General features: G+C 63.4%; 21 protein-coding genes, 1 tRNA gene and 3 pseudogenes. 8 read left to right on the top strand and 17 right to left on the bottom strand.

Annotated features, from left to right (window positions below):
• Positions 1-18 precede the first annotated feature (18 nt).
• Both ACVWYI_RS01565 and proB read right to left on the bottom strand, forming a co-directional pair.
• Positions 19-1,316: pseudogene (locus ACVWYI_RS01565) on the bottom strand (glutamate-5-semialdehyde dehydrogenase).
• 192 nt (positions 1,317-1,508) lie between these two features.
• A pseudogene (proB, locus tag ACVWYI_RS01560) lies at positions 1,509-2,631 on the bottom strand (glutamate 5-kinase).
• Positions 2,632-2,825: 194 nt separating this feature from the next.
• Here proB and ACVWYI_RS01555 point away from each other — a divergent pair.
• The gene (locus ACVWYI_RS01555) at positions 2,826-3,791 is read left to right on the top strand and encodes a Bug family tripartite tricarboxylate transporter substrate binding protein (protein WP_247339466.1); all 966 of its coding nucleotides are present in this window, start codon (positions 2,826-2,828) and stop codon (positions 3,789-3,791) included.
• 133 nt (positions 3,792-3,924) lie between these two features.
• Here the strand turns inward: ACVWYI_RS01555 and ACVWYI_RS01550 are convergent, their stop codons facing one another.
• The 3 genes from ACVWYI_RS01550 to ACVWYI_RS01540 form a co-directional block, all read right to left on the bottom strand.
• The gene (locus tag ACVWYI_RS01550) at positions 3,925-5,559 is read right to left on the bottom strand and encodes an alkaline phosphatase family protein (protein WP_456661034.1); all 1,635 of its coding nucleotides are present in this window, start codon (positions 5,557-5,559) and stop codon (positions 3,925-3,927) included.
• A gap of 98 nt (positions 5,560-5,657) precedes the next feature.
• Positions 5,658-6,698, bottom strand: coding sequence for a GTPase ObgE (obgE, locus tag ACVWYI_RS01545; RefSeq protein ID WP_456661033.1), 1,041 nt, complete (start codon positions 6,696-6,698; stop codon positions 5,658-5,660).
• 114 nt (positions 6,699-6,812) lie between these two features.
• On the bottom strand, positions 6,813-7,292 hold the full coding sequence (locus tag ACVWYI_RS01540; protein WP_456661032.1) for a MaoC family dehydratase: 480 nt from the start codon (positions 7,290-7,292) through the stop codon (positions 6,813-6,815).
• A gap of 144 nt (positions 7,293-7,436) precedes the next feature.
• Here ACVWYI_RS01540 and ACVWYI_RS01535 point away from each other — a divergent pair, with 144 nt between their 5' ends.
• On the top strand, positions 7,437-8,351 hold the full coding sequence (locus ACVWYI_RS01535) for a DMT family transporter (RefSeq protein WP_456661031.1): 915 nt from the start codon (positions 7,437-7,439) through the stop codon (positions 8,349-8,351).
• Between the two features lie 3 nt (positions 8,352-8,354).
• On the opposite strand, the gene ACVWYI_RS01530 is transcribed toward ACVWYI_RS01535, so the two are convergent.
• From ACVWYI_RS01530 to rplU, 3 genes are all read right to left on the bottom strand, one after another.
• The gene (locus tag ACVWYI_RS01530; RefSeq protein WP_456661030.1) at positions 8,355-8,948 is read right to left on the bottom strand and encodes a GNAT family N-acetyltransferase; all 594 of its coding nucleotides are present in this window, start codon (positions 8,946-8,948) and stop codon (positions 8,355-8,357) included.
• 157 nt (positions 8,949-9,105) lie between these two features.
• A complete protein-coding gene (gene rpmA, locus ACVWYI_RS01525; RefSeq protein ID WP_007598923.1) occupies positions 9,106-9,375 on the bottom strand; it encodes a 50S ribosomal protein L27 in 270 nt (89 codons plus the stop codon).
• A gap of 97 nt (positions 9,376-9,472) precedes the next feature.
• Complete coding sequence (gene rplU, locus ACVWYI_RS01520; RefSeq protein WP_247339473.1) at positions 9,473-9,868, bottom strand: 50S ribosomal protein L21; 396 nt, start codon at positions 9,866-9,868, stop codon at positions 9,473-9,475.
• A gap of 344 nt (positions 9,869-10,212) precedes the next feature.
• Here rplU and ACVWYI_RS01515 point away from each other — a divergent pair.
• The 3 genes and pseudogenes from ACVWYI_RS01515 to ACVWYI_RS01505 all read left to right on the top strand — a co-directional run bounded on the left by ACVWYI_RS01515 (position 10,213) and on the right by ACVWYI_RS01505 (position 11,995).
• Positions 10,213-11,362 (top strand): annotated as a pseudogene (locus ACVWYI_RS01515) (ROK family protein).
• Positions 11,363-11,682: 320 nt separating this feature from the next.
• A complete protein-coding gene (locus ACVWYI_RS01510) occupies positions 11,683-11,862 on the top strand; it encodes a hypothetical protein (RefSeq protein ID WP_456661029.1) in 180 nt (59 codons plus the stop codon).
• 43 nt (positions 11,863-11,905) lie between these two features.
• A tRNA-Ser gene (locus ACVWYI_RS01505) sits at positions 11,906-11,995 on the top strand.
• 44 nt (positions 11,996-12,039) lie between these two features.
• Here ACVWYI_RS01505 and ACVWYI_RS01500 read toward each other — a convergent pair.
• From ACVWYI_RS01500 to ACVWYI_RS01485, 4 genes are all read right to left on the bottom strand, one after another.
• The gene (locus tag ACVWYI_RS01500) at positions 12,040-13,224 is read right to left on the bottom strand and encodes an integrase core domain-containing protein (protein WP_456660981.1); all 1,185 of its coding nucleotides are present in this window, start codon (positions 13,222-13,224) and stop codon (positions 12,040-12,042) included.
• 254 nt (positions 13,225-13,478) lie between these two features.
• A complete protein-coding gene (locus ACVWYI_RS01495; RefSeq protein WP_456664467.1) occupies positions 13,479-13,799 on the bottom strand; it encodes a phosphorylase family protein in 321 nt (106 codons plus the stop codon).
• A 205-nt stretch (positions 13,800-14,004) separates the two neighbouring features.
• Complete coding sequence (locus ACVWYI_RS01490; RefSeq protein ID WP_456661028.1) at positions 14,005-14,913, bottom strand: hypothetical protein; 909 nt, start codon at positions 14,911-14,913, stop codon at positions 14,005-14,007.
• Positions 14,882-16,516: an HTH domain-containing protein gene (locus tag ACVWYI_RS01485; RefSeq protein ID WP_456661027.1), complete on the bottom strand. Its 1,635-nt coding sequence runs from the start codon at positions 16,514-16,516 to the stop codon at positions 14,882-14,884. The genes ACVWYI_RS01490 and ACVWYI_RS01485 overlap by 32 nt, the downstream gene beginning before the upstream one ends.
• Positions 16,517-16,963: 447 nt before the next feature.
• On the opposite strand from ACVWYI_RS01485, the gene ACVWYI_RS01480 reads away from it, so the two are divergent.
• Positions 16,964-17,824: a DMT family transporter gene (locus ACVWYI_RS01480; RefSeq protein WP_456661026.1), complete on the top strand. Its 861-nt coding sequence runs from the start codon at positions 16,964-16,966 to the stop codon at positions 17,822-17,824.
• A gap of 7 nt (positions 17,825-17,831) precedes the next feature.
• Here ACVWYI_RS01480 and ACVWYI_RS01475 read toward each other — a convergent pair whose 3' ends face one another.
• Both ACVWYI_RS01475 and ACVWYI_RS01470 read right to left on the bottom strand, forming a co-directional pair.
• The gene (locus tag ACVWYI_RS01475) at positions 17,832-19,046 is read right to left on the bottom strand and encodes an EAL domain-containing response regulator (protein ID WP_247444046.1); all 1,215 of its coding nucleotides are present in this window, start codon (positions 19,044-19,046) and stop codon (positions 17,832-17,834) included.
• A 556-nt stretch (positions 19,047-19,602) separates the two neighbouring features.
• Positions 19,603-20,766 carry a hypothetical protein gene (locus tag ACVWYI_RS01470; protein ID WP_456661025.1) on the bottom strand — a complete coding sequence of 388 codons (1,164 nt, stop codon included), beginning with the start codon at positions 20,764-20,766 and terminating at the stop codon, positions 19,603-19,605.
• Positions 20,767-21,104: 338 nt separating this feature from the next.
• Here ACVWYI_RS01470 and ACVWYI_RS01465 point away from each other — a divergent pair, with 338 nt between their 5' ends.
• Positions 21,105-21,725, top strand: a complete 621-nt coding sequence (locus tag ACVWYI_RS01465; RefSeq protein ID WP_247339499.1) for a LuxR C-terminal-related transcriptional regulator — start codon at positions 21,105-21,107, stop codon at positions 21,723-21,725.
• Between the two features lie 87 nt (positions 21,726-21,812).
• On the opposite strand, the gene ACVWYI_RS01460 is transcribed toward ACVWYI_RS01465, so the two are convergent.
• From ACVWYI_RS01460 to ACVWYI_RS01450, 3 genes are all read right to left on the bottom strand, one after another.
• Positions 21,813-22,061 (bottom strand): hypothetical protein, encoded by a 249-nt coding sequence (locus ACVWYI_RS01460; protein ID WP_247339500.1) that lies wholly within the window; start codon positions 22,059-22,061, stop codon positions 21,813-21,815.
• A 162-nt stretch (positions 22,062-22,223) separates the two neighbouring features.
• The gene (locus ACVWYI_RS01455; RefSeq protein ID WP_456661024.1) at positions 22,224-22,601 is read right to left on the bottom strand and encodes an Hpt domain-containing protein; all 378 of its coding nucleotides are present in this window, start codon (positions 22,599-22,601) and stop codon (positions 22,224-22,226) included.
• Between the two features lie 150 nt (positions 22,602-22,751).
• Complete coding sequence (locus tag ACVWYI_RS01450) at positions 22,752-23,450, bottom strand: Crp/Fnr family transcriptional regulator (protein WP_456661023.1); 699 nt, start codon at positions 23,448-23,450, stop codon at positions 22,752-22,754.
• Positions 23,451-24,115: 665 nt separating this feature from the next.
• On the opposite strand from ACVWYI_RS01450, the gene ACVWYI_RS01445 reads away from it, so the two are divergent.
• The gene (locus tag ACVWYI_RS01445) at positions 24,116-26,923 is read left to right on the top strand and encodes a hybrid sensor histidine kinase/response regulator (protein ID WP_456661022.1); all 2,808 of its coding nucleotides are present in this window, start codon (positions 24,116-24,118) and stop codon (positions 26,921-26,923) included.

Below are 26,923 nucleotides of genomic sequence, written 5' to 3'. Positions count from 1 at the left end.
CCCCGCGCCCCGCGTCGTTTACGGCCGCGTCTGCCCGGTGCCGTGGATGCGATACTTGAAGCTCGTCAGCTGCTCGGCCCCCAACCGGGCCGCGGGCATGGAATCTGCCGGTGGCGATGCCGATCTCGGCGCCGAAGCCGAACTCGCCGCCGTCGGCGAACTGCGTCGAGGCGTTGTGCAGCACGATCGCGGAATCGACCTCGCTCAGGAATTTCTTCGCAGCGGTCTCGTCCGCGCTCACGATCGCATCGGTATGGTGCGAGCCGTGGTTCTGGATATGCGCGATCGCGCCGTCGACGCCGTCCACCACCTTCGCCGCGATGATCGCGTCGAGATATTCAGTGTCCCAATCCTCTGCGCTCGCAGCCTTGACGCGCGCATCGGTCTTCTGCACGGCGTCGTCGCCGCGTACTTCGCAGCCGGCCTCGATCAGCATCTCGACCAGCGGCTTCAGCTTTGTGCCAGCAGCAGCGCGATCGACCAGCAGCGTCTCGGCCGCGCCGCAGACGCCGGTGCGGCGCATCTTGGCGTTGAGCACGATCGACTTCGCCATGGCGAGGTCGGCGCTGGCATCAATATATGACGTGGTTGACGCCTTCGAGATGCGCGAACACCGGCACGCGCGCTTCCTGCTCGACGCGTGCGACAAGGCTCTTGCCTCCGCGCGGCACGATCACGTCGACGGCACCGTTCAATCCCGACAGCATCATGCCGACCGCCGTGCGGTCGCGCGTCGGCACCAATGTGATTGCGGCCTCGGGGAGGCCGGCTTCACGCAGGCCCTGCACCAGGCATTCATGGATGGCGCGGCAGGAGCGAAAACTATCGGAGCCGCCGCGCAGGATCACGGCATTGCCGGACTTCAGGCACAGCACGCCGGCGTCCGCCGCAACGTTCGGCCGGCTCTCAAAAATCACGCCGACGACGCCGAGCGGCACGCGTACGCGCTCGATGGTCATGCCGTTCGGCCGTTGCCAGCTCTCGGTGACAATGCCGACCGGATCGGCAATGCCGCGCACGATGCCGATCCCCTCGGCCATGCCCTCGACCCGCGCCGGCGTCAGCGTCAGGCGGTCGATGAAGGAGGAGGCGGCATTGCCGGAGGCGCGGGCATCAGTGACGTCCTCGGCATTGGCGGCGAGGATCGCGGCAGAGTTCGCGCGGATCGCCCGCTCCATGGCCTCGAGCGCCCGGTTCTTCTGCTCCGGCGGCGCCAGCGCCAGCACGCGCGCGGCAGCGCGGGCACGGGTACCGAGATCGGTCATCAGCGCCTGAAGATCGGCATTGCCGTCGACGGCTTTGAGGGGGGCGGCCATAGCTCGTTCAACCTTCTGCTAAGGCGGTGTCCTAGCACGGAAATCCCGCTTTTGCGAAGCGTCGGGAGGGTATGGCAGGGCTTCACGTGCCGGACGACAGCTCGGTCAATGGCCTAGCTCCGGCGTCATGGCCGGGCTTGCCGGCCATCCACGCCTCGGCCGGCGCCTGCAAGAACGTGGATGCCTGCCGGTCTACCCGCCCATCACCAGATCATCGCGGTGGATCATCTCTGACCGCCCGCTGCTGCCGAGGATGGCCATCACGTCCGGGGAGGAGCGGCCCTTGATCCGTTCAGCGTCGTCGGCATCGTAGGCGATCAGGCCGCGGCCGACCTCGCTGGTGTCGGGGCCACGCACGATCACGGCGTCGCCGCGGGCGAACTGGCCCTCGACCTTGATCACGCCGGCCGGCAGCAGGCTGGCGCCGGCACGTAGCGCGGCGACTGCGCCGGCGTCGATGGTCAGCGTGCCCTTCGGCTCCAGCGAGCCCGCGATCCAGCGTTTTCGCGAAGTGATGGGATTGGCGGGCGTCAGGAACCAGGTGCAGCGGCCGCCATCGGCGATTGCCTGCAAGGGATGCTCGATCTTGCCGGAGGCGATCAGCATATGCGTGCCGCCGGTGGTGGCGATCTTCGCCGCCTCGACTTTGGTGCGCATGCCGCCGCGCGACAGCTCAGACTCGGCGTCGCCGGCGACAGCCTCGATCTCCGACGAGATGCTGTCGACGACGGGAATGAGCTTGGCGTTCGGATTGTTCTTCGGCGGGGGCATCGTAGAGCCCGTCGATATCGGACAGCAGCACCAGCAGATCCGCGCTCGCCATGGTGGCGACGCGCGCGGCGAGGCGGTCGTTGTCGCCGTAGCGGATCTCGTTGGTGGCGACCGTGTCGTTCTCGTTGATCACGGGGATCGCGCGCCACTCCAGGAGCTTGCCGATAGTGGAGCGCGCGTTGAGATATCGGCGGCGCTCCTCGGTGTCCTGAAGCGTCACCAAAATCTGGCCGGCGCCGATGCCGTGGGCACCGAGCACCTCCGACCAGATCCGCGCCAGCGCGATCTGACCGACGGCGGCGGCCGCCTGGCTCTCCTCGAGTTTCAGCGGTCCGCGCGGCAATTTCAGGCGGCTGCGGCCGAGCGCGATTGAGCCTGAGGAGACCACGAGCACGTCACGGCCCTCGCCGTGCAGCTTGGCCATGTCGTCGGCGAGCGCGGCGAGCCAGGACGCCCGCACCTCGCCCCTGTCGGAATCGACCAGCAGCGCGGAGCCGACCTTGACGACGATGCGGCGGAATTGACTGAGTTCGGGGCTGGCCATGGGTGTATGTGTTGGCGCGTGTGACGGATTGCTCTGCATCGGACACGGCGGAGCGGAGAGCGGCGCCGGTAAGGCCTGCTTTTGCAGCAGGACGATGGCCGGCGCAAGGCGGCAGGCCCGGTAAACAGCGCTTGTCCGGGACGCCTGTCTGGCTCTAATTGTCGCCAACGATAATGGGCTCAAAGAGGAAACCAATGGATCGCCGCAACTTCATCGCCGGATGCCTGGGGTTGCCGCTGCTGGCGCAAGCGGGCGGATCGCAAGCGCAGGCCGGGCTGACGAAAATGATCTTCCCGTTCGCGGCGGGAGCGGGCGGCGACACGCTGTGCCGGCTGATCGCACAGGAGATGGCGCCGGCGCTGCAGCGGACCATCGTGGTCGAGAACCGCACCGGCGGTGACGGCCTGATCGGCATCAAGGCGGTGAAGGGGGCCAGCCCCGACGGCAGCATGGTGCTGGTGACGACCGGCCCCACGATGTACCTGCTGCCGATGGTGGAGGCGACGCCGAGCTTCGATACTGCAAAGGATTTCGTCCCGGTATCGCTGCTGGCCCGGTTCGAATTCGCCGTCGTGATCGGCCCGGGGATCGATGCCGCCGACTTCAAGGGATTTGTCGGCTGGTTGAAGACGCATCCGGACAAGACGTCGTTCGGCGTGCCGAGCAACGGCACCATTCCGCATTTCATGGGCTCCAAGCTCGAGAAGGATCTCGGCATTCCCATGACACGCGTGCCCTATCGGGGCAGCGCGCCCATCCTCAATGACATCATCGGCGGCCACATCTCGTTCGGCATCACCACGTTGGCCGACGCGCTGCCGCAGCACCGCGCCAAGGGCGTGAAGATCATCGCGGTCGCAAGCGCGGAGCGCTCGCCGTTCGCGCCCACCGTCCCGACGCTGAAGGAGAGCGGCATCGATCTCGTCGCGGACGCCTGGTACGGCATGTGGCTTCCCGCCGGCAGCTCGCCGGAATTCGCGAGCAAGCTCGGCGCGGCCGCAAGCGCCGCGCTCGCCAAGGCCGAGGTGAAGGAGAAGCTGACAGCCATTGGCCTGATCCCGGTCGGCAGCAGTGCGGATGGCTTGACCAAGGAGCTCGCTGCCAACGCGGCCTTCTGGCAACCGATCGTGAAGGCGACGGGCTACAAGATCGAGAATTGAGAAGCGTAGCGCGATTTCTCCCCTCATCCTGAGGAGCGCGCTTTTTGCGCGCGTCTCGAAGGATGCAGGCCGAGGTGCGAGAGCCGGGCCTGCATGGTTCGAGACGGCGCTTCGCGCCTCCTCACCATGAGGATTACAACTTCGCGCGCTGTTCGATGCCGTCCTTGATCGACGCGAGTTCTTTCTCGTCCCAGATGCCGATCAGGACGCCGCCCTTCACCTGAAGCTGGTTGTCGGCATAGTTCGCGATCTTCTCGCGGGGTGTGGTGATGTGGTCGTTGGGATGCAGCGCCCAGTCGAACAATTCCGCCTGTAATCGCGCGATGATGCCGGCGCACTCCGGGTCGTCGCCGCGATCCAGAAACTCTTCCGGATCGGTTTCGAGGTCATACAGCATCGGGCGGAAGCCGGAGGCATGGATGTATTTCCAGCGGCCGTCGAACACCATGAACAGGCGGCAGCGCTCGATCGGCTGGTTCAATTTCAGCCGGACGTCCTGCATGGAATAGTCGTATTCGGAGAACGCGACCTTGCGCCAATCCGGCGGCGTCGGCCCGCGCAGCAGCGGCAGCAGCGAGCGTCCTTCGAGGATGTGGCCCGGCACCTTGCCGCCGAAATAATCGACAAAGGTCGGCGCGAGATCGATGCCTTCGACCAGCGCATCGCTGCGCTTGCCGCGCGTGGCGTCGGCTTCCTTCGAGGGATCGATGATGATCAGCGGAATCTTGGCCGACTGCTCGTGGAACAGATCCTTCTCACCCATCCAGTGATCGCCGAGATAGTCGCCATGATCGGAGGTGAAGACGATCATGGTGGATTCCACGAGATCGCGCTCCTCCAGAAACTTCATCAGCACGCCCATCTGGTCGTCGATCTGGGTGATCAGGCCCATATAGGTCGGGATCACCTTCTCGCGGGCCTCGTCGCGCGCCATGTTGCGGGAGTAGCGCATGTCCATATAGGCGCCGAACACCGGATGCGGATTCTGGCGCTCGCGCTCGGAGCGGATCACCGGGATCATGTCATCCGGCGAATACATGCTGGCGTAAGGTTCGGGCGCGATGTAGGGCCAGTGCGGCTTGATGTAGGAAAGATGCAGGCACCACGGCTTGCCGTCGGTTTCGGCCTCGCTGATGAAGTCCATCGCGCGGCGCGTCATGTAGGGCGTCTCGGAATGTTCGTCCGGCACGCGCGCGGCCTTGTCGGCATGCACGAGCAGCCAGCCGTTTTGCAAGGAGCCGTCTTCCGCCGCACCTGAATTCGCCCAATGCTCCCAGGGATTGGTCGCTTCAAAACCCTGCTGGCGCAGATATTCGTCGTATTTCGGACGCGGACGGCCGGTCGGATGCAGGCCGTCGTCGCGTTCATAAGGCTCGAACCCGCATTCGGCGACGTGCACGCCGATCACCGATTCCGGCGGGATGCCGAGCGCCTTCATGCCTTCGAGATCGGGTGCCATGTGGGTCTTGCCGACCAGCACGTTGCGCACGCCGAGCTTCTTGAGGTGATCGCCGAGGGTGGGCTCGCCGACGCGCAACGGCCAGCCGTTCCAGTGCGAGCCGTGCGAGCGCATGTAGCGCCCGGTGTAGAACGACATCCGCGAGGGGCCGCAGATCGGCGACTGCACATAGGCCTTGCTGAACAGCACGCCGCGCTTCGCCATGGCGTCGATGTTCGGCGTCTTCAGCGTGGGATGGCCGGTGCAGCCGAGATAGTCATAGCGAAGCTGGTCGCACATGATCCAGAGAACGTTCTTCGCGCGCGCCATGCGTCATCCCCGCCGTGTCTTGATTGTTCGATGCTGCGCTATGGCGCCAGCGAAGACAAGCAGGGCGGGATCAGGTCGACCGGATCAAACCGACCAGATCAAACTGACCACGGCTCGGCTTCGGCCGCGCTCTTCGCCTTGGCGGAGACCGGGCTTTCGCCGATCACTTCCGCCAGCGCGCGCAACGCTTCCTTCACGCCGTCGCCGGTGACGGCGGAGAGCAGCAGCGGCGCCTTCTTGGCGGCGCGCTTCAGCCGGTCCTTCTGCTTCTTCAACTCGTCCGGCTCGACCGCGTCGATCTTGTTCAGCGCCACGATCTCGATCTTGTCGGTGAGCTGCCCGGCATAGGCGTCCAGCTCCGTTCGCACCGTTTTGTAGGCTTTGCCGGCATGCTCGCAAGTCGCATCGACGAGATGGAGCAGCACGCGGCAGCGCTCGACATGGGCAAGAAAGCGGTCGCCGAGACCCACACCTTCATGCGCGCCTTCGATCAGGCCGGGGATGTCGGCCAGCACGAATTCGCGGCCGTCGGCATTCACGACGCCGAGCTGCGGATGCAGCGTGGTGAAGGGATAGTCGGCGATCTTCGGCTTGGCCGCGCTGACCTTGGCGAGGAAGGTCGATTTGCCGGCATTGGGCAGGCCGACGAGGCCGGCATCCGCGATCAGCTTCAGCCGCAGCCAGATCCAGCGCTCCTCGCCGGGCTGGCCGGGATTGGCATTTCGCGGTGCGCGATTGGTCGAGGTCTTGAAATGCGCGTTGCCGAAGCCGCCATTGCCGCCCTCGGCCAGCACGAATTTTTCGCCGACATTGGTGAAATCGTGGATCATGGTCTCGCGATCCTCGTCGAAGATCTGCGTGCCCATGGGAACCTTCAGCACGATCGCCTTGCCGTTGGCGCCATGGCGGTCCGAGCCTGCGCCGTTCTCGCCCTTCTGGGCCTTGAAGTGCTGCTGGTAGCGATAGTCGATCAGCGTGTTCAGGCCGTCTGCGACCTCGATGATGACATTGCCGCCGCGGCCGCCATTGCCGCCGGAGGGACCGCCGAATTCAATGAATTTTTCGCGGCGGAACGCCACGCAGCCGTTTCCGCCGTCACCGGAGCGGATGTAGACCTTTGCTTCGTCGAGGAATTTCATCGGCCATAGGTAGGCCAGCCGGTCCCGCGCGGCAACCCGGATGGACCCGCAAATCGGCCGAAATTCGGCGATTTATGGGCCTTGCTTAACCGCAAGACCAGGTCCGGGACGACGTCAGAGCGGCCGCCGCCGGATCAGGAACTTCTGCGTGCCCTCCAGCACCAGCTCCTTGCGCTGGTTGAACACGGTGCTTTTGAGCATCACCGTGCCGGTCGAGCGTCCCGGCACCAGCTCGACGACCTCGAGCGCGGGATAGATGGTGTCGTCGGCGAACACCGGCTTGAGGAATCGGCTCGACTGCTCGAGGAAGCCGACCAGGGATTCCTCGACCATGAACGGAAACAGGCCCGCGCCGGGTGCGGTGTGGATCAAGGTCTGAAAACCGTGGGCCAGCAAATGCGGCATGCCGCGGCTGCGGCAATACTCCACATCATAGTGCACCGGATGGGTGTCGCCGCTCGCGGTCTGGAACGCCGCGAACACCGCATTGGTCTGCGTGCGGCTCGGCAGCACGAAACGCTCGCCGACCACGAAATCCTCAAACCAGCGTTGCGCCGGGATCATGCGATGCCGGGCTGGGTCGAAGTCGGTCATGCCTTAGCTCTTTTCTTGGCTCTCTTCTTGGCTCTTTCGTTCGTGGGCAGCCTATCGCTACCGCGACGCGGAGAGTGCGACAATCCGTTCAATTCGTCCAACGCGGGCTTGTCCGCTGCGTCCACGTCATTACAACGGCGCTCGATGCCCCTGTTCAAAAATCTCTCCGCCTATGACGAGCGCTCGGCGCGCCTCGCCGGCATTGCACTCATGGTGCTGTCGATCTTCATGTTCTCGTTCGGCGATGCCATGGGCAAGTTCCTGGTCGGGACTTATTCGGTGGGGCAGCTGCTGTTTCTGCGCGCCTGCGCGGCGCTGCTGCTGCTGTCGCCGCTGGTCTGGCGGCAGCGTCACCAATTCCGGCATCTGGAGCGGCCGGGTCTCCAGCTCTTCCGCGTGGTGCTGTCGACGCTGGAAGTGGCCGCCTTCTTCCTCGCGACGGTCTATCTGCCGCTCGCCGACGTCATCACCTATTATCTTGCCGGCCCGATCTTCGTCACCGCGATGTCGGCGATCTTTCTCGGCGAGAAGGTCGGCTGGCGGCGCTGGACGGCGATCCTGATCGGCTTCTGCGGCGTGCTGATCGCGCTGCGGCCGTCGGCGCAGACGATCAGCCTGCCGGCGCTGATCGCGCTTGGCGGTAGTCTTTCTTTCGCAACACTGATGCTGATCACGCGCAGCCTGCGCAAGACGCCCGATATCGTGATGGCGTCGTCGCAATTCGTCGGCACGTTTTTGCTGGGCGCGGTGCTGTCGGCGTTCCATTGGGTGCCGCCGACATCAGGCAGCCTCGTGATCTTCGCGCTGGCGGGATGCGTCTCGGTCACCGCGCTGTTCTGCGTCAACCGCTCGCTCAAGCTGGCGCCGGCCAGCGTCGTCGTGCCCTACCAATATTCGATGATCGTCTGGGCGGTGATCTTCGGCTTCGTCGTGTTCGGCGACGTTCCCGAGATCGCCACCATCGTCGGCGCCGCCATCATCATCGGCGCCGGGTTCTATATCTACCTGCGTGAGCGCGATCTCGGCCGCGCCGGCGGAGAGGTGAATCCGCCGGCGTAGTGCCTACCTCACGCGCCTTGCACTGCTCCAGCTCTTCAGCGACGCCCACACACTGCGCGAGAGACGGAAGCAGTCGACGGGCGTGGACGAGCCCAGCGCCAGGAAGCGGTGCAGCTGGACGCCGCTCCACTGGAAGCCGCACTTCTCCAGCACCTTGCGCGAAGCCGGGTTGGTGACGCGTGCACCTGCATAAAGATGGTCGTCCTCGAACTCCTCGAAGAAGAAGTCGATCGCGCCGCGTGCGGCCTCGGTGGCAAAGCCCCGGCCCCAATGCTCGACGCCGAGCCAATAGCCGAGCTCGGCATTGTCGGGCGTGGAGCGGTCGATGCCGACCATGCCGACCGGACCGGAATCGTGCTCGATCAGGAACACGGTCTCGCTGCCGAGCGCGGCGGTGGCGCGGACGAATTCGACGGCGTCGTCCTGCGAATAGGGGTGGGGGAGGCGGCGGGTGTTCTCGGCGACGCGACGGTCGTTGGCGAGGAGGGCGATGGTCCTGACGTCGGCGAGGGTCGGCCGCCGCAAGGTCAGCCGCTCGGTGGCGACGACGCTTGGTCTCGCCTCCCGCAAGGTCACGCTCGAAAAATCCTGCAACATGTCCGGCTCCGTCGAAGTCACTAAGTGAAAAGTGAGCAAGTCAAACGAAAGGGGAGGCCGGTTTCCCCGCCTCCCCCTGGAGCCTTCGATCTCTTTGATCTCAAGGACTCCGCCGGTTCGGTCTGGGACCCGGCGGACTCCAAATTTGATCCACCGTCTATTCAGCCGCCTCTGCGAGCGGGAGCACCGAGATGAAGGTGCGACCGTTGGCTTTGGCCTGGAATGTTACGCGACCCTCGACCTTGGCGAACAAAGTGTGGTCGGTGCCCATGCCGACATTAAGGCCGGGATGCCAGGTGGTGCCGCGCTGACGCGCAATGATGTTGCCGGGAATCACAACTTCCCCGCCGAACGCCTTGATACCGAGGCGCTTGCCTTTGGAATCGCGACCGTTGCGCGATGAACCGCCTGCTTTTTTGTGAGCCATGGCTCGTCTCCGAAATCTTACGTATTTCTAGATCAATTCCTTGACGGAATCATTTCACAATTTCTCACGCATCACTTCGTGATTGCGCGTGATCAAATTATGCGGCGTCGGCGTCTTCGGTCGTGGTCTCTGGCTTGACGACCTTTTCCCGCTTCGGACGCGGGCCCTTGGTGGGCTTGGCGCCGTCCGTCAGGATCTCGCTGATGCGCAACACCGTGATCTCGTCGCGATAGCCGCGCTTGCGGCGCGAGTTCTTGCGGCGGCGCTTCTTGAACGCGATGACCTTGGGGCCACGCTTGTGGTCGAGCACCTCGACCGCCACGGACGCACCTGCGACCGTCGGCAGGCCCAGGAGCGGCGTGTCGCCACCGACCAGCAGAACTTCGTTCAACTGCACGATCGAGCCGACTTCGCCTTCGATCTTGCCTACTTCCAGGACATCATCCGGAACGACGCGGTACTGCCGGCCGCCGGTTTTGATGACTGCGAACATCGTTGTTTTCCTTCGTGTTCATTCCCGGCCTCGCGACATAGTGTCGGGGCCGGCTTTTTGTCAGTCGCGGGTTTATGCGAATATTGGTTTATGCGAGTTTTGTGCGGGCGGGAGTTATCCCTTTGAAAACCCACGCAAAAACAAGCGGCGCGAGAAACGCCCCGCGCCGGTTGCGGGATTTATAGCCGCTCGCTTCCGGGAGTCAAGGAAAAGCAGGCGAAAACGGCCCGGAATTGAAGGGTTTGGGCCAGATCGGAGCTCCCTGCTGAATCCCGCCCGCGCTGCAACCAACGGGTTCCGCCGCCGTTGTCCTGACGAAGTTCGCAAAGGGCGAGGGGGCATCCATGGCAACGGAAGAGTTGGTCAAGACGACGGGCATCGCCACCCACGGCGCGGCACGGCTGCCGTCGGTGGACGTCGACAGTTTGAACATCGAGATGAAGGACGAGGACGGCTTTCTCGGCGACCGCGCCAGCAAGGGCGCGTTCCGCGAGATCCTCGATCGCTGGCGCAAGCCGCTGCGTAAGACCGGCGAAGACCCGTTCGGCAAGGAGCCGTCGGAGGAGGTCAGCAAGAAGACACTGGATGCCATCCTGGTGGGTGACGATGTCGAGGCCTCCGCGGTCGTGCACAGCGCGATCGAGGACTTCGCGCAGGAGCTCGCTTACGTCACGCGCCGCTTCCTGAAGTCCAAGGCCTGGGCCAGGACCGAGGCGCATCGTGGTCGGTGGCGGTTTCCGCGATTCCCGGCTCGGCGAACTCGCGATCGCCCGCGCCGAGATCATCCTCAAATCCGAGGACTTCAAGATCGACATGATGCCGATCCGTCATCACCCCGATGAAGCCGGCCTGATCGGCGCGCTGCATCTGGCGCCGTCATGGATCTTCGAAGCCTATGACAGCATCCTCGCCGTCGATATCGGCGGCACCAACATCCGCTGCGGCCTGGTCGAGACCGGCTGGAAAAAGGCAAAAGACCTGTCGAAGGCCAAGGTCGTGAAGTCCGAGCTGTGGCGTCATGCCGACGACGAGCCGACGCGCGAAGGCGCAGTGAAGCGGCTCACCAAGATGCTGAAGGGGCTGATCACGGAGGCCGAGGCGGAAGGCTTCAAGCTGGCACCCTTCATCGGCATCGCCTGTCCCGGCGTGATCGACGAGGACGGCTCGATCGAGAAAGGCGCGCAGAACCTGCCGGGCAATTGGGAGAGCAGCAAGTTCAACCTGCCGGCGAGCCTGATCGAGGGCATCCCTGAGATCGGCGAGCACGACACCGCGATCCTGATGCACAATGACGGCGTGGTTCAGGGCCTCTCGGAAGTGCCGTTCATGCAGGACGTCGATCGCTGGGGCGTGCTCACCATCGGCACTGGGCTCGGCAATGCCCGCTTCACCAACCGCCGCAAGGACAGCGGCCAAGGCAAGGATAGCGGAAAAGACCGGGATTCCACGGACAACGGCAAGAAGAAGGGCAAGAACGGCAACAAGGCCGACTAGCTGGCGTTTTCGAGCGAAGTGGATGCCGGTTCGCGTCAAGAAAACGCGCCAAAACAACAATCTGGAGACCGGTTCCGATTCATCGGAACGGAAGCGGCTCCAGAGTAACCTTGACTGGTTAGGTTAAGGGCCGGTTTGCGTTGCGGCGCACCGGCCGCGCGCTAGGGTCGAACCGTCGCCTCACCTGGCCGGCGAAGCCGCCCTTCCCAGCCAGTATTTTAATGAGCGGCACGGGACCGCCAGTGTTTACCGCGTCTGGCGGTCCCACCTCCCTTTGGGGGCAGCATGAGCTTTCCGGGAGACCGGTGATTCGGGCGGCGATGGCGCTGCCTCTGGGCTCGCGCCGGGTCATCGGCCAACGGTTCACGCCCAATTCGCTCAAACTGCCGCCGAAATCCGAGGGTCGCCCCATCGCCACCGCGACATCGTGGGTCCGGCCGGAAAACCGGTCCGATTTTCCGCTCGCGCGCCTTGTCTGGCCCGCCATCCTCGCCTATTAACGCCCCCAACCACAGGGGCCCTGCTCCTTACTTGGCGCCTTCAGGAGAGGTGGCAGAGTGGTCGAATGCACCGCACTCGAAATGCGGCATAGGTGCAAGCCTATCGGGGGTTCGAATCCCTCCCTCTCCGCCATACTGGTCGTTGTCCAGCCCGGAGACATCGGTAACAGATTGTACCTAAGACATGGGTGACAACCTCGTGCCGAACGGGTTGTCGAGGGGTTGCAGGGTTTTCTGCTCCAGGTCGAAGTATCCCAAATCATAGTGCATGAAGCTGACGAGCCAAATGCCGTCGTCGACCTCCTTGATGCCGAGTTTCTGGCCGGCCAGCACGGTCGAGATGTTGATTCGCTTGCGATGCAGGCAGAGGCGCCCGCAAGCGGTCACGAGAATCTCGCGATCGTGGAACGGATAGATCAACTCGGGCAAGCCATCGTAACGGCGTGGTGAGGCGCGATAGAGTTCGGCGGGGCATTTCATCTGCAGCGCCTCATGCGGCCGTTCGGTATTGAACTCGCGGACGAAGGCGTCGAAGCGTTCCTGCTGCTGCAGGCTGTTGGCGCCCGGCGGACGGGTCGTCTCCTTCTTGAGGGTGAGATGCATGCGCTCATGGCGGCCGTTCTGCTGTGGATGGCCGGGCTTGATGCGTTCGATGACGATGCCGAGCCTCAGCCACCAGACCGCGAGCTTTGAGAGATTGAACAGGGCATTGGGACTGGCAAAGGGCACGCCGTTGTCGGAGCGGATGGCGAACGGCAAGCCGCGCTCGCGGAACAGCCGTTCAAAGGCGGTAATGGCAGGCTCTTCACGCGTGGAATCGAGCGCCTCGCACAACAGCAGGAAGCGCGAGGCATGATCGGTGACGGTCAGCGGGTAACAGTAGCGGCCATTGCCGAGCTTGAACTCGCCCTTGAAGTCGGCGCACCACAGATCATTGGGTCCCGTGCCCGCGGAGAGCGGCGTGCCGCGCGCGCGGTGGCGCGGCCCGCCGGCGCGCTTGACCAGGTCATGGCGGTCGAGGACCGCATGGATGGTACTCTTGGCCGGAACCCGGATATCGCCGTCCAGCCGTCGGACCAGCAGTTCCCGGATCTTGCGCGCGCCCCAGTGCGGCTTCTCGCCCTTGAGCCGGACAATCAGGCTCTCGATCTGCTCCGGCAGCTGGTTGGCGTAGCGCACCGGCCGCCGCGAGCGATCGCTCAGGGCCTCAAGACCGTGCTCCTTGTAGCGATCGAACATCTTGTAGCCGGTCTTGCGCGAGACGCCGAAATCCCGGCACACGTCCGTCATGGCCTCCCCGTCCAACAGGCGGGCGACAAAGCGCAGGCGTTCTTCCATGACCGAACTCGCTTTCCACGGCATCCACACCTCCCGCTTGCAAAAAAGCGAAAAGTGTAACCCATGTGTCCGGTACGAAATGCCACCTATGTCTCGGGCCGCTCACGTTCTTCTGAAGAAAATGGCGTCGTCGGTCATTTGACCATGTCGGGCTTTGGGAGCGCTAGGCGGGCGAGCCGCGGGAAACCCGTAGAAGGACCTTCCAGTTGGTCGATGCAAAACTACGCGCCGGTCCAGCCTCTGCATTTGCCGTGGGCGTGCAGCGCTGCCCTACAACGCTAAATCCACGCGGCGGGCATCGCTTGGACCAGCGCACGAGTGTAGGCTGCAGCTACCAGAGCGGCGCAGTTCTGCCAGACGTCGCTCTTCTGAGCATCGCAGTAATCGCAAATCCCTCTGACGACGAAGATGTCCTTGTTCGCATGCCACGCAGCGTTCTGAACGCCGCTCGCCTCCATCTCAACGGCGCGTGCGTTGAACCGGTCTCGTAGCTGATCTCGGGTAGCGGCGTTTTTCAGCAACGTGTCGGCGGCGGCAATCACCCCCGAAAAGACTCTAGGAAGGTCATCGCATCTTTGGCCATCGTTCGGGTGCTCCACCTTCGCCTTCCCGTCATACAGCACATCGGTAGCAGCGGGAGGACGTCGGTAAGCGTCGCCTAGTCGGTCGAGTGCAGACGCGGCGATTGCGTCCCATGGTCTCTGCCCCAAGAGTTCTTCAGCCTGAAGGTGCGTCGCTATCCTCAACAGCGCTGCGCTAGGTTTCTGCGGCGCACTACGAGTCTCCCGTCCATCGACCGTCTCTTTAACAAAGTCGTGCGCAATGATTCCATTGCCGCCGGACGTGACAATGTCGCCCAATCTCACGTGTTCGTCGGCCTTCCTTGTGATTGGGGCAGCCGCCGGCAATTCCAACCATGATTATGTGCTCAAGTTGCGGAAACGAGCGTAACGCGTTCGTCGTAAGCGCGCTGGCGTCCAACGTGCCCATGCCTGAGGTTGCGGCCAGCACTTCGCGCCGCAGGTTGTTGTGCTCGTACACTCCAATCTCATAAAGGTTCGCGTCACCCGACACTCCGAGGGTCTCGCGAGAATCGAAGGTTGCCTTTACCGCGGCCGCCTCTTTCGGGAGCGCAGTAACTAGCAGCACCTTTATTTTTTGTGCTCTTTGCAAGGGCGTTTCCGGGCCGTTGAATGAACGTACGCGCTGCGACACGTGACCATAACCAAATAGGTCGTCACCTTCGGCATCGTGCGCAATGACGCGCATGGTGGTGAATAGCCTAGTGTCGCGCGCTGCGGACTCCAGCCGGTTACGGCTGAGAGAGTTGGTTGGCGCATCTCTGTAAGTCTGCAACACCGGCTGCTCATATAGGGAGCATTTGTCGGCGTGCGTCGCCATGTGCTCCAACAACCGCTGTCGAACGCTATCGCTCTCTTCCTCCGGCCACCAATCCAATACAAGCTCTTCCATGGAGTCGAAGAATGTGTGACGGAGGCCGATCGCAAGTCCATTGCGGGCATCGACCGACTGGTCTTCCGATCCTTGCACTAGCAGGTCCCGATTTTTCTTAGCGGCAACGGCATCGCTAGCAATGGTTTGATAAACATACTTTCTGACCTTATCAGGTCTGCCTTCGATATCCTTCAGCTTGATCCCTAGCGCCTTCGGCCCCAATGTTTTATTTTCGCAAATGGCCGGAGTATTGCGCAACAATCCTGTCGTCGTGCCCGTTCAAGCTTCCGATCACGTGACGGTTCTTAAACTTGCCGTCGAAAAAATTCTTTGGCGCTTTCCCAAGACCGATCAAAATCGACGCTAGACGCAACTGAGGGACATCGGCCTTATCGATGTTGATGCGGATGCCGCGAAGTTCTTCGTTGAAGCTAGCACTCTGTTGAGCCGCAGCTAATAGGATAGCCCCCTCGATAGGTAGGTTGGCCCCCTTTAGTTGGCGTCGAGCTTCTTCCGGGTCAACAATCGCGCAAAGGGCCGCAATGCCCGCGGCGAGTATATCAGGGTCGGCCTCATTACGCTTAATCGCTTCCAAAATCGCAGCGACTTCCTCCTTTGACCCGATAAGAGCTAAAGCGTTGAGAGCCCAGCGACGAACACGAGGCTCCGTATCGTGGAGCAAAGCCATCGCAAACAAAACTACAGAGTATCGCTCGCGAAGGACAAACCCGGATCGATATAGCCTGCAGAGCGTTTCGAGCCCTGATTTTCGATTTTCCGAATCTTCATTCCCAATCAGGAGTCGAACGTACGCCTCTTCCTCTGGGCTAATAAATCTTTTCGGACGACGCCTCATCTGATGGTTGTACTTTCCCGCAATGCGCTGGGCGTGATCTAGTATAAGTTGTGACCAAGGGTCAAAATCTTCGATGTGATTAACGGGGGTGGAGAGATCGTGCCACCTAAGATCGTTGATGGCTAACCGGCGCGTCAACGGCTCAAACCACTTAGGACAGTCGAAATACACGACAGCCAACAGATTTCGAGTGCCCTTTTCTTCGCACGTGCACACAAAACTGTCTAAACGAGCCGAATCGGCCAACTCGTATTCGGCGTTTAAACTCAAATCCACGTTCAACGCACGTAGGCCACTTGCAACGATCCCATGGTCGGTCTGATCGAACAGACTCAAATCATCTTGCACTACAGGCGAGAAAAATCCGAGGGATCGCTTTTGAAGGAAGCTGTCGCGATCTTCGCGATAGCGGCCGTTGCGATATGTCAAGACCGCGTTGTCTCGCAGCACCAAAGTGAACGCCCAGACGACAACTTCGTCCGCGCGCGACTCTTTGGTGCTACGCGCATAATGAAATTTTCGTGCTTGCAGCAAGCCCAATATTTTTGGCGCTGATACCGAGCAGGTGCTTGTGCACAAATGATCGACTGTGGCGATGTCGAATGCGAGTGCTTGACTAACGGCCAACTCGCGTTGTCTACGCCGAGCTATGATAGGAACTCTGTACCTCTCCGGGATAGACGTGTCAGTGATGAATTCCCGCAAGAAAAACACGCCGGGCTTCGTTCGAAAGAAAGAGCTGCGTTCTCGCCGGAGCAAAATGTCTTCGCTGATCCGCGCTTGAAGCGTCTTGTGCTGAGTCTTCCCGTGCAACCTTGGCGGCACCTTCCCCAAGGCAAGCCCGCGCTTTAAAATCTCACGCGGTGTCATCGGCGCTCGAGTAGTGCGCAGTACAGATTCCGCAATCTGAAGATAAGCGTCCAATGTTTTGCCAAAGAATACGGCGGCGCGCCACCAATCGCCCACACTGCAATCACAGATAACAGATGGTGACAGGTAGTTCAATTGGGTGGCCCACAAACGAAGAGCGACCGGCGACCGGCGCGGGATCATCGGCCTAGAAAAACGGATTTCACCGTGCCGTGTTCTGGTTCGGCGAAGGACCGCGCGTGGTATCCAGAGCGGCACGATCAGTGCCAAATCGGTCGGCCGGCACCTCATAGATGGGCGCTGGGGGCTTGCCCTGTGTGCCCCAGCGCCTGATCGATCTGGCTGCGCCGATTCAGACTCCTCATTCCCTCGACGTGCATCTCTTGGGAACTTGCCTGACGAGTTCGACGACTCCCGCCCCCGCGTAAGTCATTGATCTTGCAGCCGCCGGCTACTGTGCATGGGGTTGTTTTCGAGTTTTTCTTGTTGTCCGGTCGCGAAAGACGTGGGACTTGATCGTCACGCACGTTGGCCAGCCTCCTTGCGAAGGCCGATGATCGTCACCCAACAAGCGAGACGGACATGCAATCTTCCGGGAGCGGCTGGGGCAACGGGCTGCTCGGTGTCATCATCTTCAGCGGCTCGCTGCCGGCGACGCGCGTGGCGGTCGGCGATTTTTCCGCGCTGTTCCTGACGTCCGCGCGCGCGGTCATTGCGGCACTGATCGGTGTGGTCGTGCTCGGCCTGCTTCGTCAGGCGCGGCCGCAGCGGAAGGATCTCGTCTCGCTCGCCATCATCTCCATCGGGGTCGTGGTCGGCTTCCCCCTGCTGACGGCGCTCGCGCTCCAGCACATCACGTCTGCGCATTCGATCGTCTTCATCGGCTTGCTGCCGCTGTCGACCGCGATCTTCGGCGTGTTGCGCGGCGGCGAACGGCCGCAGCCGATGTTCTGGCTGTTCGCCGTCCTCGGCAGCGCCACGGTGGCGGGCTTTGCCTTCTCCAACGACGGCTCCGCATCGCTGACCGGCGATCTGCTGATGGTCGCGGCGATCGTGCTGTGCGGGCTCGGCTACGCCGAGGGCGGCGCGCTGTCGCGCCGCCTCGGCGGCTGGCAGGTGATCTCCTGGGCGCTGCTGCTGGCGCTGCCGCTGATGGTGCCGATCGTGATCTGGAGCTGGCCGTCGACCTGGAGCGGCGTCGGCGCGCCCGCCTGGATCGGGCTCGCCTACGTCTCGGTGTTCAGCATGTTCGTCGGTTTCATCTTCTGGTATCGCGGGCTTGCGATCGGCGGCATCGCCCGCGTCGGCCAGTTGCAGCAGCTCCAGCCGTTCTTCGGACTCGCGCTCGCAGGCTGGCTTCTGCACGAACCCGTCGCCTGGAGCATGATCGCCGCGACCGCGCTCGTGGTCGCCTGCGTGTTCTTCGCGCGGCGGTTTGCCTGAGGCCGCCTCACGCGCCTCCCATCACCGTCCGCGTCAGCGTGCTCCTTGCGAACTTCTTCAGCGGCATCGGCTTGCCGAACAGAAAGCCCTGCACGCAGTCGAAGCCGAGCTCGTTCGCGGCGACGAGATCGGCGCGGCTCTCGACGCCTTCGGCCACGGTGCCGGCGCCGTAGCCCTGCGCGAGCTCGACGATGTGGCGGCACACCGTGCGCTTGAGGCGGTCACTGCCGCTGCCGGTGACGAAGTGCCGGTCGGCCTTCAGCTTGATGAAGGGAATCTTGTCCATATCCATCAGCGACGGCCAGTTGGCGCCGAGATTGTCGATCGACAGGCCGATATTGTGCAGGCGCACTTCGCGGGCGACCTCGGCGAGGTGATCGAGGTCGCGGATCGCCTCGTCGCTGTCGATCTCGATCGTCAGCCCGCCGAACGCCGGATGCGTCGGCATGCGGCGGCAGAGATCGCGCACGGCCTGCGGCTCCGTCAGATACGACGCGGGCAAATTGATCGAGAGATCGACCGGGCTCTGCTGCTCCAGCAGATAGTGCCAGTCCTGCATGGCGCGCTCGATCACGAATTCGGAGAGGTCGCGCAGATGCGGGTCGTGCTCTTCGGGGATGAAATAGGCCGGCGGCACCACGCCCCAGGTCGGATGCCGCATCCGCACCAGCGCCTCGGCGCCGCTGCGGATCAGCGTGCGCGCGTCGATCCTGGGCTGGTACCACAGCTCGAGCCAGCCGGCATGCAGGGCCTCGCCGACATGCACGGCCGGGCTTGGCGCCGGCTCGTTCGGCAGCAGCATCGCGACGCGATCGCGCAACGTCTCCGCGGCAAAGGGCGTCGTCAGCGGCGGCAGCATCGCAAGGCCATATTCCTCGCCGACCTGCTGCACGGCCCTGACGATGATCGACTCGCGGGCGCCGACGGCCAGAACCTTGCCGTCGAACGCCTCGCGCACCAGCGTCTCCAGAAACATGCCGGGCTCGATGCCGTCGGCAGCGATGCCGAGCAGGATCAGGTCGGGCAATTCGCTCGCCAGTACGGTTCGCAGCTCGTCGGCGCTGGCGCATTCGGTGGTGACGAAGCCGAGATCCTCCAGCACTTCGGAGAGAAAAGCGCGCAGATGGCGCTTGCCGTCGGCCACGCATGCTCGCGGCGTCACCTTTCGTCGTCCGAAGGTTTTCGGCCTTCGTCCAGCGAGTTCAACAGTTTCATCTTTCATCGCAAACCACTCCCGTTCCGCGACAGGTGTTAGCGATGGGAGCAGTTTCAAATATGGAAGGCTTCAGTCGATTGTTGAATTATCTGGGTAACGTTAAAGCACCCATCATGTCTAAAATTGTCTGGATATCGTTGGAGAAGTTTTTAGGTCTGCCCGCGCGGCGCGCGCAGGTGTGCGGCAATCAACGGAGATTTTCGCGACGTGCGGTGCGGCGGTATGCACGCGCACTGTCCTGCAATTGGACGAAGCCGCGCGCGCCTTCGCCCAATTGAATAATGGCCGCCTCAATTGCCCGTGGGCTTCGCGCGATGCGCGTATGTTCCCGCTTCGCTCGTGACGGTTCTGCGACGATGCGTCCGGCTGCGCCGGCGCCATTGTGAAGCACATCACATGCGTATTGCTGCAGCTGCGCTATTGCTCTGGGCAGCCGGTGGTGGGCTGTCAGGGATCGCAGCAATGACGACGCGGCGAATAATGTATTGGTGGTTCAGATTCGTGCTGTCAGGACGATTTCTCGATCGCTTCCTGAGCCTGCCGCGCGCGCAGTAGAGCGGGATCAGGTTTGGCCGATCAATTTGCGGAGCGCGGCCGCACCGTCTTCGATCGCATCGCGTCCCTTCCAGGCCAGATAGCTCAGCTTTCCGCCGAGCGTGTCGTGGCTGCGCAGCCGGCGCGAGCCGAGAATGTGGCCGACATTGGAAGGGAAGCGGCTCACCTCGGCGGACACCAGCGCCGCGATCGCGTCCATCAATTGCTGGAGGCGAATGCCCCATTCGCAATTCTCGATCCCGTCGATGCGCACCTTGAGCGCATACTCGGTGTCGTAGATCTCGGTGAGCAGGTCGCGCGCGACCAGCACCCGATTGTGACGAAGCGCGATGCGCAAAGCGAGGCGTTTGTCGTCGAGCTGGTCGAGCACCATGTGAACGACGAAGGCATAGGGTGCGGCGGCGACATCGGCGGCGCTCTTGCTTGCGGCTGGCTTGGTGGCAATGCGCACCAATTGCCAGGGCGTCTTCAACCGCCTCGCCAGCAGCGCCAGCGCGAACGGCAGCGCCTCGGGATTGGCCTTCTTGAAAGCGTCGAGTTGCGCGGTGATCTGGGTAACCAGGCCGTCGTCGAATTTCGCGATTTTCTCGGGCAGCTTTTCGTTGAACTTCGGCAGCGCGGCGCCGGCGCGCAGCACATGTCTCATCTTCTTCACGTCGTCGAAGGCGGTGCGCGACGCCGTGTATTGCGCGAGCTTGCCGCGCGCGAACTCGGTGCTCTCCACTGATGCGAGCGTGCTCTCGAGGACCTTGACGACCTTGGTCTGGAAGGTCGATGCGATCTTCAGCACTTCCTTCGGGTTGTTGGCGGCGACCTGGTCGTTGATCGCCTTGATGTAGTCGCGCGCCATGGTCGGCAGCAGGTCGCGGCAGATCCACTCCCAGATCGGGGTGAGGGTGTTGCGCGAGATCCGCCCCAGATTGGCGTGCTCGGGCGCGCCGTCGATCAGGAGCAGCTCGAGCGGCGCGAAGAAATAACGCGAGGGGCTGGTGGCGCGGGCCTGGCTCGATCCGTCCTTGCGAAATTCGGCCCGCAGCTTGGAGTGGATATCGGCCGCGCCGGGCATGTCGATGCCGCACAGCTCAAGCCGCTCGATCTCGCTGAGCAGGCAGCTGCGCGACAGCGGCGTCAGCTTCTGCAGGAAGTCCGATAGCTGGTCGATCTCGTTCATGGCACGCAATCTTCCGCAACGATTCCAGCAGGCCTACCGGCCCAATGCATGGAGGCATTTGCGCGCTCTCAATTGCGACATAGAGAAGCAAGCCGCCGTTAATTTATCCGTAAAGTCCGGGAGCGGCGGTATCCGGCGGGGATGCGATGGTTAAAAGGCTCCGGCCCATCTGCCCAGCATTTGGGCAGATTTATCAACCTAAGCATGTTGGGTGATGAAACCACTCAAGCATAAAGTGTGCCTATGCCGGTGTTTCAGCACAAAACGGCCAAAATAGCCGTAGTCTTACGGGGAAAAAAGTTAACCACAGATCGGCCTGGGTTCCGCTAAAGAGTGACATGGGGTCACAGAATGATACGGCCACTGATTCGCGGCCGTCGGAATGGTACGAAAGTAAAGCTGCTCCAACTGAAGAGCTCGATGTGGTCCGCCTGAACGCCGCCCGCGCCAAGGCGGCCGACGAAATGGCCGCCGCCATCGCCCGCGAGCTCAACGGCCCCCTCACTGCGCTCCTGCTCTACATGGGCGAAATCAAGCACCACAGCGATCAGCTCGCGCCTGTGACGGGCGACCGTGCCTATTTGCAGCGGGTGGTGGAGAATGCGCTGGCGCAGACCGAGCGGGTTTGTGGCCTGGTCAAGCAGCTTGCCGGTTCTCACAAGGGCGGCCTGCCGACCGCGTCCAGGGCCGAGGACGCCGAATCGAAGGCCGCCGCGCGCGCGCCGCAGCGGGTGCCGAGCGCCGAAATCCTCGGCCTGTCAGGCCAGAAGCGGCTGACCAAGCGCGAGCGCGAGGTGCTGAGGCTGATCAGCGAGGGCTATTCGAACAAGCAGGGGGCGCTTCGGATGCAGATCAGTCCGCGCACCTTCGAGAGCCATCGCGCCGAGGCGATGCGCAAGCTCGGTGCGCGCAACACCGCGGATCTCGTCCGTGCGGCGCTGCTGCATTCGATCGACTGAAGGCTCTTGTGCCGTGCCGCCCGTCGGCGGCGGGGGCCGGGCTTTATCCCGAGCAATCTCGGGATAAAGCCCGGAGCCCGATCGCACTCAGAAATAATCTTCAGCGAACGGACGTGCGCGCGACGAGGGCCGCAGCGGCTTGAGCTCTTCCTTTGGCCCGTTGGGAATGATGGTGATGGTCCAGCGGGGCGGTGTGCTCGATTCCTGCACCAGCACCGAACGCACGAAGCCAGTCACCGTCGCCTCGCCAGCGGTCACCGTCGCCATCCGGCCGTTGAACTGTGCGATGCGGAAGCGACGGACCTCTTTCTGGTCCGCAGTCTCGTAGGTGAACATGGAAACCCTCCTGGTTTCCGGTGACTATCGCCACTTATGATTAGCCTTCTGTGAAAATCCCAAACCGTAGAAGTACGGCGGGGATGCACGCGTGAGTGGTCAGAGCGTTTTTCGAGCGAAGTGGATGCCGGTTCGCGTGAAGAAAACGCGTCAGATAAGAATCTAGGCCTCGGGCTCCTGCGCGCGCGCGGCGGCGTAGGCGGCGTCCATCAGGTCCAGGAGATCGCGGAATTCGGGGCCACCCAGCCTCTCCGCGGTCATCTCCAGCCGCAGCGCCAGCGCCGCGAGCCTGACATAGCCGAACGTTGCGGCCGCGCTCTTCAGCGAATGCGCTTCGCGCGCGATCCTGCCGTGGTGCTGCGCGAGCGAGAGCGTGCGGAACTGTTGCAGGCGCGCGCAGGTCTCGCGCCAGAACACGCCGCGCACTTCACCGGCACCGTCCTCGCCGATCTCGCGCACCAGCGCCTGGTACGCGCCCGGCTCGCGCGCGGGCTCGGCCTCGTTCGCTGTCTGCGCCGCCGCGACGGTGACTTCGAACATGGGTTTGCCTGCCTCGATCACGGTTCGCCCGGCCCGTAACGGCTGCGCGTCAGGCCCGTGTCTACGGCATCCCGATTTCAGTTCCGGTAGCAGGATGATCGGTGTTTGCAGGCCGGAATTAGCCGCCGGTTCACCACGCGGCGGCGCCGGTCAGCGCGGGCCGAGCAACCGGTCGTACTGCGCCTTCACGGTGGCGTAGCATTCGCACGCCGTCTGGCGCAGGCCGTCGAGGTTGAGGATCTGGATGTGCCCGCGGGTGTAGTGGATGAAATTGGCCTGCTGCAAGGTATTGGCGACCAGCGACACGCTGTTGCGCCGCGCTCCGATCATCTGCGCCATGGCCTCCTGGGTCAGCAGCAGCCGAAAGTCGCCGGAGAGGTCATGGGTGTGCAACAGGCAGCGCGACAGCCGCGCTTCCACCGGATGGGCGGCGTTGCAGCCCGCAGTCTGCTGGACCTGCGCGTAGACCGCCAGCCCGTGACGCGTGAGTAGCGTCCGCAGGGTGCCGCTCTGGTCGGCCGCCACGCGCAGCACGTCGAGGTCCATCACGGAGGCGGAACCGGGAACCAGCACGATCGCCGTGTTCAGCGCGCAGGCATCGCCCATGGTCGAGAGCGTTCCGAGCAGGCTGTCGCGGCCGATCATGGCGACCTGCACATGCTCGCCCCTGGCGAGTTCCACCACCAGCGAGATGACGCCGCGGTGGGGAAAGTAGGCGCGCTTGAGCGTCTCGCCGGTCTCGACCAGCACCGCGTCATGCGGCAGATCGACCATACGCAAATGCGGACGGATCAATTCATAATCGTCTGCCGACAGCGCGGACAGGAAACCGTTGGATGAACGCACCATCGTTTCCAAAGCTGCCTCCCGTCTTCTGGACCAGCGAGTCGCAGCACGCGAAACTGCTTGCTGTCCGGGTAAGTTTCATCATGTTCCCGTCGGGATATATTGGCAATTGGGACAAGATGTCCGTCCGCGGCTGCGACCGCGTGCACATCCGCGTCCAGGATGATCGCGTCGCTCGCCGCCATCAACGATTGTCTGGCGGAGCGCCGTCCCGACGGCGACCTTGCCTCGGCGGGGCGCCTCGGTTAGCGCGGCACCGGCCGCAGCGGACGCGGGTAACCGTTCGTTTACCGCAAAGCGCGGATCTGGCGAATCCCGGCAAAGCACCAAGCGACGGTGGCGAGAGCGCGCCGGATTGCAGGCGGCTCGGTTCAATTCCCCGAAGGCCGTGCATATCGTGCTTCACGAGCAGGGCTTTCCTGCGCGCCCGGCCTTGCTGTTATCGGCACGTTTACCCAATGCGTCCGGCCGTCGCGGCGTGGTGCCGGTCTGGCCGAAAAGCGCTGTCGCATGCGGTCGAACGACACACTTCTCTTCAATATCCGTATTAGCACGGAGGATGAAATTAACGGGACCGTGAAAGGGGATGTCTAACGATCCAAGGTAGGGCTTCCGTCCATGCCAAGCGCGGCTCGGGCGTCGAGATCCAGGTCAGTAAGGCGTAGCTCATGGATGATCTGTTGCGGGAGTTTTTGACGGAAACCGGCGAGAGCCTGGACACGGTGGACAATCAGCTTGTGAAGTTCGAGCAGGAGCCGAACAACGCCAAGATCCTGGATAACATCTTCCGCCTGGTCCACACCATCAAGGGCACCTGCGGCTTCCTCGGATTGCCGCGCCTGGAAGCGCTGGCGCATGCCGGCGAGACGCTGATGGGCAAATTCCGTGACGGCATGCCGGTGACCGGGCAGGCGGTGACGGTGATCCTGTCCTCGATCGACCGCATCAAGGAAATTTTGGCCGGGCTCGAGGCGACCGAAGCCGAGCCCGAGGGCACCGACCGCGACCTGATCGACAAGCTGGAAGCGATGGTCGAGCACGGCATGGCCGCAGGTGTCGCTGCTGCTCCCGTGGCCGAAGCGCCGCCGCTGGTGCCGGAAGCACCTGTCGCCGTTGAAGCCGCGCCGACCTCCGGCGTGCTGGCCGACCAGACCCTGGAGCGGCCGCTGCGTTTGGGCGAAGTGTCGCTCGACGAGCTTGAGCGCGCCTTCCGCGAGACCGCGATCGAAGCCCCGGCCCCCGCGCCCGTTGCCAAAGCTGAAGTAAAGGCCGAGCCCGCACCAGCCGTTGAGGCGCCGGCGCCTGTGGCGAAGGAAACTGCCAAGGAAACGGCCAAGGACACGGCCAAGGACGCCAAGGCAAAGCCCGCCCCGAAGAAGTCGGGGGCCGACGAGACGGCCTCCGAGGGCGACCGCATCGCCAACCAGTCGATCCGCGTCAACGTGGATACGCTGGAGCATCTGATGACCATGGTCTCCGAGCTGGTGCTGACCCGCAACCAGCTGCTGGAGATCTCCCGCCGCAACGAGGACACCGAGTTCAAGGTGCCGTTGCAGCGGCTGTCCAACGTCACCGCCGAGCTGCAGGAAGGCGTCATGAAGACGCGCATGCAGCCGATCGGCAATGCCTGGCAGAAGCTGCCCCGCATCGTCCGCGACCTCTCGGGCGAACTCGGCAAGCAGATCGAGCTGGAGATGCACGGTGCCGACACCGAGCTCGACCGCCAGGTGCTCGACCTGATCAAGGACCCGCTCACCCACATGGTGCGCAACTCCGCCGACCATGGCCTGGAGACCCCGGCCGAGCGTCTCGCCGGCGGCAAGGGCGAGCAGGGCACCATCCGCCTGTCCGCCTATCACGAGGGCGGCCACATCATCATCTGCATCGCCGACAACGGCCGTGGGCTCAACACCGACAGGATCAAGGCCAAGGCGATCTCCTCGGGTCTGGCCACCGAGGCCGAGCTCGAGAAGATGAGCGAAGCCCAGATCCACAAGTTCATCTTCGCCCCGGGCTTCTCCACCGCGGCCGCCATCACCTCGGTGTCGGGCCGCGGCGTCGGCATGGACGTGGTGCGCACCAATATCGACCAGATCGGCGGCACCATCGACATCAAGTCGGTGGCCGGCGAGGGCTCCTCCGTCACCATCAAGATTCCGCTGACCTTGGCCATCGTCTCCGCGCTGATCGTGGAGGCCGCCGGCGACCGTTTTGCGATCCCGCAGCTCGCCGTGGTCGAACTGGTCCGTGCCCGCGCCAACTCCGAGCACCGCATCGAGCGCATCAAGGACACCGCGGTCCTCAGGTTGCGCAACAAGCTGTTGCCGCTGATCCACCTCAAGAAGCTGCTCAAGATCGACGACGGCGCCGTCTCCGATCCCGAGAACGGTTTTATCGTGGTGACCCAGGTCGGCAGCCAGACCTTCGGCATCGTGGTCGACGGCGTGTTCCACACCGAAGAAATCGTGGTCAAGCCGATGTCGACGAAGCTGCGTCACATCGACATGTTCTCCGGCAACACCATTTTGGGCGACGGCGCGGTCATCATGATCATCGACCCCAACGGCATTGCCAAGGCGCTCGGCGCCGCCGGCGCCTCGGCCCATGACATGGCCAACGAGAACGGGGCCCATCACATCGGAACGGGCGAGCAGACCACCTCGCTGCTGGTCTTCCGCGCCGGCTCGTCCCAGCCCAAGGCGGTCCCGCTCGGGCTGGTCACGCGCCTGGAGGAGCTGCCCGCCGACAAGATCGAGTTCAGCAACGGCCGCTACATGGTGCAGTACCGCGAGCAGCTGATGCCGCTGGTTGCCATGGAGAGCGTCACCATTGCCAGCCAGGGCGCCCAGCCGATCCTGGTGTTCTCCGACGACGGCCGCTCCATGGGCCTCGTCGTCGACGAGATCATCGACATCGTCGAGGAACGGCTCAACATCGAGGTCGGCGGCTCCAGCCAGGGCATTCTCGGCTCGGCCGTGATCAAGGGCCAGGCCACCGAAGTGATCGACGTCGGCCACTTCCTGCCGATGGCGTTCGCCGACTGGTTCACCCGCAAGGAGATGAAGCCGTCGCTGCACTCGCAATCGGTGCTGCTGGTCGACGACAGCGCGTTCTTCCGCAACATGCTGGCTCCGGTGCTCAAGGCCGCCGGCTACCGGGTCCGCACCGCGCCGACCGCGCAGGAGGGCCTCGCGGCTCTGCGCGCGCAGACCTTCGACGTGGTCCTGACCGACATCGAGATGCCCGACATGAACGGGTTCGAGTTCGCGGAAGTTATCCGCTCCGACAGCAATCTGGGCGCGATGCCGATCATCGGCCTCTCGGCGCTGGTGTCGCCGGCGGCGATCGAGCGCGGCCGTCAGGCCGGCTTCCACGACTATGTCGCCAAGTTCGACCGTCCCGGTCTGATCGCGGCGCTGAAGGAACAGACCGCGGGCGCCGCCGGCGCCTCCGAGCTGAGCCGGGCGGCGGCGTAA

The sequence above is a fragment of the Bradyrhizobium sp. LB13.1 genome, from assembly GCF_054056815.1.
The sequence above is the reverse complement of the archived record's forward strand: the minus strand, read 5'-3'. Positions and strand labels throughout refer to the sequence as shown.